This window comes from Ruegeria sp. HKCCA6707, from assembly GCF_013033515.1.
Lineage (GTDB): Bacteria > Pseudomonadota > Alphaproteobacteria > Rhodobacterales > Rhodobacteraceae > Ruegeria.
This window is the reverse complement of the sequence record NZ_WQEG01000001.1, coordinates 1,021,557-1,032,631: the sequence shown is the minus strand read 5'-3', so window position 1 is coordinate 1,032,631 and position 11,075 is coordinate 1,021,557. Positions and strand designations below refer to the sequence as shown.

Here is an 11,075-nt window from a genome sequence, read left to right as displayed (position 1 = left end):
GAATTGTGTTAGTTTGCCGAAAAAATAACCTCTTAGTGGGGGATCGTATGGAATACTCGGTGGTTTTTGCCGCGCTTTGGGTGATCAGCGCGACGGTAGTGGCCTTGCTGCCGATGCGTATGCAGTTCCCTCCTGGGGTGCTATTGCTGATTTGTGCGCCTGTGCTGATCGTCTGGCTTGGATACGATTTTGGCGTGATCGTTGGGCTGCTGGCATTGGCGGGGTTTGTCTCGATGTTCCGCAACCCTTTGCGCTACTATTGGCGGAAATGGACAGGTCACGAGGTGTCGGAATGAACACTTCGCTTCTGTTGGCCTGTCTTTGGGGGCTGGCTGCAAATGTGCTGGCGATGATTCCCAGCAAAGACAATCATTGGACCCGGGCCTATTTCCTGATTGCCATAGGGATTCCGATACTGGGTTATGTCACCTATCAGAACGGCCCGTGGATCGGGCTGATCGTTCTGGCCGCAGGCATGTCGGTTCTGCGTTGGCCTGTGATCTATCTGGGACGTTGGCTGCGCAAGCGCATCTGAGAAAACGCCTTGCCTTGCCGGGCCAAATCTCCGATCTAGCGGGCATGACCAATCTCCCAACTCCTCGTGGCAAGCTCACTGAAAATCGTCCGCTGAACGATCTGACCTGGCTACGCGTGGGCGGACCGGCCGACTATCTGTTTCAACCTGCCGATCTTGAGGATTTGCGGAGCTTTCTACGCACCCTACCTGCGGATGTCCCAGTCTTCCCGATGGGCGTAGGTTCGAACCTGATTGTTCGGGACGGTGGCTTGCGTGCGGTGGTGATCCGGTTGGGGCGCGGGTTCAACAGCATCGAGACCGACGGCAACACCGTCACCGCGGGGGCCGCTGCGTTGGATGCGCATGTAGCGCGCAGGGCGGCGGATGCGGGTGTTGATCTGACGTTCCTGCGCACGATCCCCGGCTCGGTTGGCGGCGCGGTACGAATGAATGCGGGGTGTTATGGCAGTTACACCGCAGATGTGCTGCGCAAGGCAACCATTGTGACGCGCGCGGGCGAGCTGTTGGACCTGAGCGCGGAAGAGCTGAACTTTCGCTATCGCCAGTCTGACCTGCCAGATGGCGCCGTGCTGGTCTCGGCGGTTTTCGAAGGCCCCATGGGCACCCCAGAAGAGTTACACGCCCGGATGGAGTCGCAACTGAAAAAGCGCGACGAAACCCAACCCACCAAAGACCGCAGTGCGGGATCGACGTTCCGAAATCCGGCAGGGTTTTCGTCAACGGGGCAGGCGGACGACGTGCATGATCTGAAAGCCTGGAAGGTGATTGATGACGCCGGTATGCGCGGGGCCTCACGGGGCGGGGCGCAGATGAGCCCAAAGCATTCGAATTTCCTGATCAATACCGGCAGCGCCACAGCGGCAGACCTTGAAGGACTGGGCGAAGAGGTTCGAAAAAAGGTTTACGAAACAAGCGGCATCACGCTAGAGTGGGAAATCATGCGGGTCGGCGACCCGGTGACAAAATAAAGCCCCATCCGTCAGACCGTTCTCAGGCAAATTCAGGCGACGGATCAAAGGCATAAACGCAGTACGGGCCACCAGATAAGGTCCGGGGACATTGAGGCGCTAAGTGGGTAGGTCGAGCAGGACAACCCCGAAAGTGGCGGTATTGATGGGCGGCCCCTCGGCGGAACGCGAGGTGTCACTCAGCAGCGGGCGCGAGTGCGCAGCCGCCCTCAGGGGAGAAGGCTTTGAAGTGGTCGAGCTGGACGCAGGTCCCGACCTCTATGCGCGCCTTTTGGACATCAAGCCGGATGTGGTATTCAACGGGCTGCATGGTCGTTGGGGCGAAGACGGTTGCGTGCAGGGCCTGTTGGAATGGATGCGTATTCCCTACACCCATTCCGGCGTGCTGGCCTCGGCGCTTGCGATGGACAAGCAGCGCAGCAAAGAGGTCTACCAGGCCGAGGGGCTGCCGGTTGTTCCAAGCGTCATTGTACCCAAAATCGAAGTTGTCGAAGCGCATGTGATGCAGCCACCCTATGTGGCCAAGCCCAACAATGAAGGCTCGAGTGTCGGCATATATATTGTGCACGAAAGCGCGAATGGGCCCCCGCAACTGGACGAGACGATGCCCGACCATGTGATGGTCGAGAAATATGTTGCGGGTCGCGAGTTGACTGTGACGGTGATGGGCGACCGCCCGCTGACCGTGACCGAGATCATGACCGATGGCGGTTGGTACGATTATGATGCCAAATACAAACCCGGCGGCTCATGGCATGTGCTGCCGGCGGACATCCCGCAGCACATTTTTGACCGCTGTATGGAATATGCCGTTACGGCGCATAATGCGCTTGGGTGCCGGGGGGTAACGCGTACCGATTACCGCTGGGATGACAGCCAGGGGGCGGACGGGTTGTTCCTGCTCGAAACCAACACGCAGCCTGGCATGACACCGACCTCGCTTGTGCCCGAACAAGCCGTCCATTGCGGCATGACATTCGGTGAACTTTGCGCCTGGATGGTGGAGGACGCGTCATGCGACCGCTGAAAGCCACACGCAGTCTGACGATTCATCGGTCCAAACCTTTGGCGGGCCCCGATGCAGATTTTGCCTCAGGTGACGCCAGTGAAACGGACCGCCAGCCGGTTCTGCATTTGCGCGGGGTCAAGCTGTTTGGTCGCGCAACACAGGGAGGCGATCCGGCCCCATCACGGCTGAGCTATCGCTTGCAACGCTGGCTTTTGACGCGCGGTGTGCGTCGTGGCCTGAAAATTGGGCTGCCCATTGTGATTGTGGCCGCAGGAATTGGTGGTTTCTTTGCCTCGGAGGACAGGCGCGCCGAGGTGGTCAGCTATTTCGCGGATATCAAGACCTCGATCCAGGAGCGACCAGAATTCATGGTCAATCTGATGGCCATCGACGGGGCTGGTACCGGGTTGTCACAAGATATTCGTGAGGTTGTGCCGCTGGATTTCCCAATCAGTTCCTGGGATCTGGATGTCGAGCATATCCGCGACACGATTACCGGATTGGACCCGGTTAAATCTGCCACCGTGCGTATTCGGCCCGGGGGAATTCTTCAGGTCGATGTGATTGAACGCCAGCCCGTGATCCTGTGGCGCACGCGGCAGGGGATCGAATTGCTGGACGAAACCGGCGCCCATGTCGAAATGATTGCGACCCGCGCTGATCACCCCGACCTGCCTGTTATCGCGGGCAAAGGCGCGGATCGGCATGTCAGTGAAGCGCTTGAGATTTTGCGTACCGCCAGCAGCCTGGGCAGCCGGGTGCGCGGGCTGGTGCGGGTTGGTGAACGCCGCTGGGATCTGGTTCTGGACCGCGACCAGCGCATCATGCTGCCGACCGAACGCCCGGTGCGAGCGCTCGAACGGGTGCTGGCGGTGAACGAGGTTCAGGATCTGTTGGAGCGCGATGTGGCTGCCGTGGATATGCGTCTGGGGCAGCGCCCGACCATTCGGATGAACCAGGTCGCGAGTGACCTGTGGTGGAATACTAAAGTGACAGTGAGTGACGAGCAATAACGTGATGATGACCGACCTTTATCAGTCCCAACGGGCAATGCGGCAGATGCGCCGTCAGGCGATGCAGCGCGGTGTGATTGCGATCCTGGATGTCGGAAGCTCGAAGATTTCGTGTCTTGTCTTGCGGTTTGACGGTACCGCGCCGCAAAGCGAGGACAACACAATCGGCTCGATGGCAGGTCAGACCGGGTTTCGCGTCATCGGAGCAGCGACAACGCGGTCGCGCGGTGTGCGCTTTGGTGAAATCACCGAAATGCAAGAAACCGAGCGCGCCATTCGTACCGCCCTGCAGGCGGCGCAGAAGATGGCCGATATCCGGGTGGATCACGTGATTGCCTGTTTCTCGGGGGCAAATCCACGCTCTTACGGTCTGGACGCGCAGGTGGATATCGAGGGCCAATTGGTGACCGAGGCAGAAGTGGGTCGGGTTCTGAACGCCTGCGATGTGCCTGACTATGGGTCAGGGCGCGAAGTGCTGCACGCGCAGCCGGTGAACTTTGCGCTCGACAATCGCTCGGGCCTGATTGATCCGCGCGGGCAGTTGGGGCAATCACTTGCGGTGGATATGCACATGCTGACCGTTGATGCAGTCGCAATCCAGAATCTGGTGCGGTGCATCAAACGCTGTGACCTGGAATTGGCGGGCATTGCGAATTCGGCCTATGTCTCGGGCATATCGGCCCTGGTCGAGGACGAGCAGGAACTGGGCGCGGCCTGTATCGACATGGGTGGCGGCACCACCAGCGTTTCGATCTTTATGAAGAAACACATGATCTATGCCGACAGCGTCAGGATGGGCGGCGATCATGTGACATCCGATATCTCGATGGGCTTGGGTGTGCCCGCCAGCGTGGCCGAGCGGATCAAGACCTTCAACGGTGGCGTTCATGCCACCGGCGCGGATGACCGCGACATGATCGATATCGGAGGCGACACCGGCGATTGGGAGCATGACCGCCGCACCGTCAGTCGGGCCGAACTGATCGGCATCATGCGCCCGCGCGTGGAAGAGATTCTGGAAGAGGTGCGCCTCTGTCTGGATGCCGCAGGCTTTGACCATCTGCCAAGCCAGCAGATCGTGCTCACGGGCGGCGGCAGTCAGATCATGGGTCTGGACGGATTGGCCAGCCGGATCCTTGGCCAGCGTGTGCGTCTGGGCCGACCGCTGCGCGTGCACGGATTGCCGCAATCGGCTACTGGGCCGGGCTTTTCCTCTGCCGTGGGGCTCAGCCTGTTTGCAGCGCATCCGCAAGACGAATGGTGGGATTTCGAAATCCCGGTCGATACCTACTCGGCCCGACCCTTCAAGCGCGCCGTGCGCTGGTTCCGTGACAATTGGTAAGCGCCTTCAAGCGACAGCTTGCACCATCGCGGCCAGCTTGCCTTCGCTGGCCGCAGCGCAAACGATAATCTCTCCCGAGGCGTTTCTGGAGGCCGTTGTTGGTAAGACGATCCAGTTTTACGAGATACGGTCAGGGATTCTTGTCGGCACCGAAGAATTTCTAAACCCTTCGCTGTCCGTCTGGCGGGCGGAGGGCCGAGGCTGTGTTTATGGGCGTATCACCACCCCGAACGGGCAGCTGTGTTTCCTCTACGATGATGATGAAGACGGTTTGCCCGTGTGCTGGTGGCCCTTTCTGCACGAAGATCGTCTGATGGTGCGTCTGGTCGAATTTCCACGCAGCGAGATACAAGAAGTGCGCAGCATCACCGAAGACAGTCTGGACTGCCCAGTCACTCCGATAGGTTGAAGAAAGTGGTTGCGGACGGGGGTTTTATCCCCCAAAATATCCACAGGGTCCGACAGAGGCCTAGCGGCAGAGCTTTGAGCAGTGATCCGCACAGATAGGTGAATCAGTTTGCATGGCGCATGGCCCTTTCGGCGATGTGCAAGTCATGGTTGTTGTGGTGCGCTTGCTATCGACCCCAACATATGATGCATGGCGCGAAATGTCGCCGGTCACTGCCATAATTCCTCCATATTTTGTAGGAATCCGCGATTTTTGGCGTGACCTTTGCGGATTCGAAAGTTAAAATCCCTGCAGGATAGGTCAGAAAAACACCGCATTTTGCGGAAAACTTATAGACAGGCGGACAGAGCATGACATTGAATCTTTCGATGCCCGGGCACGACGAATTGAAGCCACGGATTACGGTTTTTGGCGTTGGTGGTGCGGGTGGCAACGCTGTTAACAACATGATTGAGAAGCAGCTGGACGGTGTCGACTTTGTCGTTGCCAATACGGATGCTCAAGCTCTGCAGCAAAGCCAGTCTTCTGCCCGTGTTCAACTGGGTGTCAAAGTGACTGAAGGCCTGGGGGCGGGTGCGCGTCCCGCTGTTGGCGCTGCTGCGGCTGAGGAAAGCATCGAGCAGATCGTCGATCATCTGGCCGGCGCGCATATGTGCTTTATCACCGCGGGCATGGGTGGCGGCACCGGCACCGGGGCTGCGCCGATCATTGCACAGGCCGCGCGTGAGCTGGGTGTTCTGACCGTTGGTGTTGTCACCAAGCCGTTCCAATTCGAAGGCGCCAAGCGGATGCGTCAGGCCGAAGACGGTGTCGACTCGCTGCAAAAGGTGGTCGACACGCTGATCATCATCCCCAACCAGAACCTGTTCCGTCTGGCCAATGAAAAAACCACCTTCACCGAAGCATTCTCGATGGCCGATGACGTTCTCTATCAGGGTGTCAAAGGTGTGACTGACCTGATGGTGCGTCCGGGTCTGATCAACCTCGACTTTGCAGATGTCCGCGCCGTGATGGATGAGATGGGCAAGGCCATGATGGGCACCGGCGAAGCGACCGGCGAGGATCGCGCCATTCAGGCGGCTGAAAAAGCCATTGCCAACCCGCTGCTGGACGAAATCAGCCTGCGCGGTGCCAAGGGTGTGCTGATCAACATCACGGGGTCCGACGATCTGACCCTGTTCGAACTGGACGAAGCAGCCAACCGCATTCGCGAAGAAGTGGACCCCGAAGCCAACATCATCGTCGGCTCAACCCTCGACACCGCGATGGAAGGTGGAATGCGGGTATCGGTTGTCGCAACCGGGATCGACGCAGCCGAAGACCAAGGCGAAACTCCGGTCGCGCGGCGCTCGATATCCGAGCCCTTGACGCGGACGGTCGCTGCCGAAGCTCCGGCGGCAGAGACGCAGGTGGCTGAGCTGGAACAGGCACCTGCTGCGGAAACCACTGTGGCCCCGACGCTCTTTGAATCGATGGAGAATTCCGAAGCACAGGACAACTGGCGTGAGGAACCTGCTGCGCGGCAAACAGAGGATGATGGTTTGCCTCCACCGGCCTATCAGCCGCAAGTCGCCGCATTCGAACCGCAGCCGGAAATGGTTGAACCCGAGCCCTATGCCGCACCCGCTGCTGCTGTCCCGGGAACCCCTTCGCCTGAGGCGCTTGAGCGACTGCAGAAAGCCGTACAAAACGTGCCGGGCGGACAGCGTCGTTTCGCAGCCGAGCGGCCGCAAGCACCGGTCGAGCGGGCCCCGGTCGAAGCCGAAGATCGCCCCCGCTTTGGCTTCAACCGGTTGATTGATCGCATGACCGGTCATGCCGGTGACACTCCGGCCCCAGCACCGCGTCATCAGCCAAGTTTGCGCCAAGCTGACGCTACGGCACCTGTCGCAGAAGAGGCGGATCCTGACCAGGATCGCATCGAAATTCCGGCCTTCCTACGCCGTCAAGCGAACTAAGGCTGGTCACAAAATCCTTGGAAAGAGCCGCCGTCGGGCGGCTCTTTTTATTTTAAAAACAACATACTAACCTCCGGTAAGCAGGGTTTCGCTTATCTGTCACATTCATGTTTCAATCGGTTGCAAAGAGTGAGTTGAGCCTAGACGCCCTGTTCCTTAGGTGAGGATGCGTTAACTCCGCTTCGGCGGGACACCACTCTCGGGGGCACAATTTGCAACATACGCTCAAATCTCCGGTCACGTTCACTGGTTACGGTTTGCATGGCGGCAAGCCCGCGAAAATGATTCTGAAACCGGCAGCTGTCGGCCACGGTATCTGGTTCAAACGAACCGATATCGAGGTCGGCGATACGATGGTTCCAGCCGCCTATGACATGACCGAGCATGTGCCCTTGTGTACGCGTCTGGTGAATGCCAGTGGTGTTTCGGTTTCGACGGTCGAGCATATAATGGCGGCGCTTGCTGGATGTGGATTGCACAACGTTCTGATCGAAATAGATGGCCCCGAAGTTCCTGTGATGGACGGTTCGTCCGTTGCTTTTGTTCGCACCATCATGGCGGCGGGTTTGCGCCGCCAGGCGGCTCCGGTTTTGGCCTATGAGATTCTCAAGCCCGTCAGCGTAGAGCACAATGGCGGCACAGCCAGCTTGGTCCCCTCTGAGAATTTTGAAATCGAGTTTACAATCGATTTTGAAGACAAGATCATCGGACGCCAAAGCGCTTTTCTGAACATGTCCAACGGAGCTTTCGCGCGCGAGCTGTCTGATAGCCGTACTTTCTGCCGCAAGTCCGATGTCGATATGATGCGCGAGAATGGACTGGCGCAGGGTGGTACGCTTGATAATGCGGTCGTTGTTGACGGAGAAACTGTCCTGACACCGGGTGGTTTGCGGCATGAGGACGAAGCAGTTCGTCACAAGATGCTTGATGCGTTTGGCGATCTCTATCTGGCAGGTGGTCCGATTTTGGGTCGCTATATCGGTGAACGGTCCGGCCATACCGCAACCAATAAACTGTTGCGCAAACTGTTCGAGACCCCGGGTGCGGTGCGCCCGGTACTGTGCACGCCTGAACAAGCCGCGCGTTTGCCCGGCCAAGGGCTAGTCGCGAGTGAAATTCCGCAGGTCGCCTGAGAAAGATCAGCTCTGACAACAATTGCGTCAGAGACCCTATAAGGCGTTTTGCACCGGAATTTTATGTGCTAGACCGTTTCCGATCAGGGGCGTGCCCCGATAAGCAAGACGACAAGGATGGGCGGAATGGTTGGCACCAAAGCGGCAGTCAGGTTCGCGGTTGCGATTCTTCTGACAGCAACTTTGACGGCATGCGGAAGCGGCGGCCTTTTCAAAAGCCGGGGGGCGGACCGCAGCCAGAACCTTGAAGGGTTCACGCCGGAACAAATCTATACCCGAGGCGAGTACGAGCTTTCGCAGAATCGCTCGGATGACGCGGCGTGGTATTTCTCGGAAGTCGAACGCCTCTATCCTTATTCCGATTGGGCCAAACGCGCGCTGATCATGCAGGCGTTTTCGTTCCATTCCGATCAGAACTATGCAGAAAGCCGCGCAGCCGCACAGCGCTATATCGATTTCTATCCTACCGACGAAGATGCTGCCTACGCGCAATACCTGCTTGCGCTCAGCTATTATGACCAAATCGACGAAGTTGGTCGCGATCAGGGGCTGACATTCCAGGCCCTACAATCCTTGCGCACCGTGATCGAGGTTTATCCTGATAGCGAATATGCAACCTCGGCTGTTTTGAAATTTGATCTGGCATTTGACCATCTGGCTGGCAAAGAGATGGAGATCGGTCGCTATTACCTGCGTCAGGATCACTATACCGCTGCGATCAACCGGTTCCGTGTTGTGGTCGAAGATTTCCAGACCACCTCACATACGGCCGAAGCGCTGTATCGTTTGGTTGAAGCTTACCTGTCTCTGGGTCTGGTCGATGAAGCTCAGACCGCTGGCGCGATCCTTGGGTTCAACTACCAGTCGTCCGAATGGTATGATGACGCTTATACCCTGCTGACCTCTCGCGGCCTGGATCTGAAGAGCCGGGGCAACAACTGGCTTGCCACGATCTACCGTCAGACCATCAAGGGTGAGTGGTTGTAATCGCTATGGCTTTTGGCTTGGGACGCTAAAGACCCGATGCTGCGCGCCTTGGATATTCGCGACATGCTTATCATCGACCGGTTGGAGCTGAGTTTCCAACCGGGCTTGAACGCGTTGACTGGCGAAACGGGTGCGGGGAAATCGATCCTGCTGGATTCGCTTGGCTTTGTTCTGGGCTGGCGCGGGCGCGCGGAATTGGTGCGCCAAGGCGCGGCCCAAGGTGAGGTTGTGGCCGAATTTGATCTACCCGCCAATCACCCTGCTCATGCTATTCTTGAAGAGGCTGGATTGCCCGGCGGTGACGAGTTGATTCTGCGCCGCATCAACACGGCTGAGGGGCGCAAGACTGCTTGGGTCAATGATCGCCGTTGCTCGGGCGAGGTGCTGCGGGCTTTGTCGGAGACGCTGATTGAATTACATGGCCAGCACGATGATCGCGGCCTGCTGAACCCTCGGGGCCATCGGGCGATGCTGGATGCCTATGCGGCTGCTGGGGACGAACTGGAGGCTGTGCGCGCGGCGTGGTCTGAAATGTCGCGGGCGCGCAAGGCGCTGGAACAGACCGAAACGGCGTTGAACGCGATGCGTGCCGAAGAAGAGTTTTTGCGCCATTCGGTTGCCGAGTTGGATCAGCTCGACCCGCAGCCCGGCGAAGATGCCGAGCTGGATGCGCGCCGCCGCATGATGCAGGGGGCCGAGCGGATCCGCGATGATGTGGCCCGCGCGTTCTCATTGTTGGGGGGTGACGGTGCAGAAGCTGCGATGACCGATGCTGTGCGTTGGCTGGAGAGTGTTTCAGACAGTGCCGGTGGCCAGTTGGAAGAGCCGATCGCCGCGTTGGGGCGCGCCCTGATCGAATTGGGAGAGGCGCAAGATGGTGTTAACGCCTGCCTGCAAGCGCTTGATTTCAACCCGGCCGAGCTGGAGCAAACAGAAGAACGTCTTTTTGCCATCCGTGCATTGGCCCGCAAGCATGATGTGGCCCCGGATGATTTGGGCGCGTATGCGGAAACGCTGCGCGACAGGCTGGGGCGGTTGGATGCAGGTGACGCGGATCTTTCGGAAAAACGCGCGGGTGTTGAAGCCGCGCAAGTCGCTTATGACAACGCAGCAGCTGCGCTGAGCACGAAGCGGCAAGAGGCAGCCACCGCCTTGGACGATGCGGTGATGGCGGAACTCACCCCGCTGAAGATGGAGCGCGCGGTTTTCCGGACGGAAGTCACCACAAGCGATGCAGGGCCAGAAGGGATCGACGCTGTGGCCTTTACTGTGGCCACCAACCCCGGTGCGCCCTCTGGACCGCTGAACAAGATTGCATCGGGCGGGGAACTCAGCCGATTTCTTCTGGCGCTCAAGGTCTGCCTGACGGGGGACGACAGCGCCCGCACGATGATCTTTGATGAGATCGACCGGGGCGTCGGTGGTGCCACAGCCGACGCGGTGGGGCGCCGCCTGGCCGCTTTGGCGCAGGGTGGTCAGGTGTTGGTGGTGACCCACTCACCCCAAGTCGCCGCCCGCGCAGCGCATCATTGGCGGGTGCAGAAACATGTGACAGGTGATCAGACCCTCTCGACCGTGATTCCGCTGGATGATCCTGACCGGGTGGACGAAATTGCTCGCATGGTCGCAGGCGACACAATCACCGACGAGGCGCGCGCTGCTGCCCGTGCTTTGTTGGACGCATGATGGCCAATTCAGCGCCCTAGCGTCTTCCCACG

11 protein-coding genes are annotated in these 11,075 nt (G+C 58.9%); all 11 read left to right on the top strand.

The genetic code is table 11. From position 1 onward, the window contains the following. Window positions 1-47: 47 nt before the first annotated feature. The 11 genes from GOW40_RS05035 to recN all read left to right on the top strand — a co-directional run bounded on the left by GOW40_RS05035 (window position 48) and on the right by recN (window position 11,043). Window positions 48-296, top strand: coding sequence for a DUF2484 family protein (locus tag GOW40_RS05035; protein WP_171128052.1), 249 nt, complete (start codon window positions 48-50; stop codon window positions 294-296). Continuing rightward, window positions 293-535, top strand: a complete 243-nt coding sequence (locus tag GOW40_RS05030) for a DUF2484 family protein (RefSeq protein ID WP_171096835.1) — start codon at window positions 293-295, stop codon at window positions 533-535. Before GOW40_RS05035 ends, GOW40_RS05030 begins: the two co-directional genes overlap by 4 nt. Window positions 536-579: 44 nt before the next feature. Beyond that, window positions 580-1,506, top strand: a complete 927-nt coding sequence (gene murB / locus GOW40_RS05025; RefSeq protein ID WP_171128054.1) for a UDP-N-acetylmuramate dehydrogenase — start codon at window positions 580-582, stop codon at window positions 1,504-1,506. 103 nt (window positions 1,507-1,609) lie between these two features. After that, window positions 1,610-2,533, top strand: coding sequence for a D-alanine--D-alanine ligase (locus GOW40_RS05020; RefSeq protein WP_171128056.1), 924 nt, complete (start codon window positions 1,610-1,612; stop codon window positions 2,531-2,533). Then, complete coding sequence (locus GOW40_RS05015) at window positions 2,521-3,528, top strand: cell division protein FtsQ/DivIB (protein ID WP_171128058.1); 1,008 nt, start codon at window positions 2,521-2,523, stop codon at window positions 3,526-3,528. The genes GOW40_RS05020 and GOW40_RS05015 overlap by 13 nt, the downstream gene beginning before the upstream one ends. Window positions 3,529-3,535: 7 nt before the next feature. Further along, window positions 3,536-4,870 carry a cell division protein FtsA gene (gene ftsA, locus GOW40_RS05010; protein WP_171130396.1) on the top strand — a complete coding sequence of 445 codons (1,335 nt, stop codon included), beginning with the start codon at window positions 3,536-3,538 and terminating at the stop codon, window positions 4,868-4,870. Next, complete coding sequence (locus GOW40_RS05005; RefSeq protein WP_171128060.1) at window positions 4,857-5,279, top strand: hypothetical protein; 423 nt, start codon at window positions 4,857-4,859, stop codon at window positions 5,277-5,279. The genes ftsA and GOW40_RS05005 overlap by 14 nt, the downstream gene beginning before the upstream one ends. A 350-nt stretch (window positions 5,280-5,629) precedes the next feature. Then, the gene (gene ftsZ / locus GOW40_RS05000) at window positions 5,630-7,237 is read left to right on the top strand and encodes a cell division protein FtsZ (RefSeq protein ID WP_171128062.1); all 1,608 of its coding nucleotides are present in this window, start codon (window positions 5,630-5,632) and stop codon (window positions 7,235-7,237) included. Between the two features lie 212 nt (window positions 7,238-7,449). Further along, window positions 7,450-8,370 (top strand): UDP-3-O-acyl-N-acetylglucosamine deacetylase, encoded by a 921-nt coding sequence (gene lpxC, locus GOW40_RS04995; protein ID WP_171128064.1) that lies wholly within the window; start codon window positions 7,450-7,452, stop codon window positions 8,368-8,370. Window positions 8,371-8,496: 126 nt separating this feature from the next. Further along, window positions 8,497-9,357 carry an outer membrane protein assembly factor BamD gene (locus GOW40_RS04990; protein WP_171096850.1) on the top strand — a complete coding sequence of 287 codons (861 nt, stop codon included), beginning with the start codon at window positions 8,497-8,499 and terminating at the stop codon, window positions 9,355-9,357. A 36-nt stretch (window positions 9,358-9,393) separates the two neighbouring features. Next, window positions 9,394-11,043, top strand: coding sequence for a DNA repair protein RecN (recN, locus tag GOW40_RS04985; RefSeq protein WP_171130398.1), 1,650 nt, complete (start codon window positions 9,394-9,396; stop codon window positions 11,041-11,043). Window positions 11,044-11,075 lie beyond the last annotated feature (32 nt).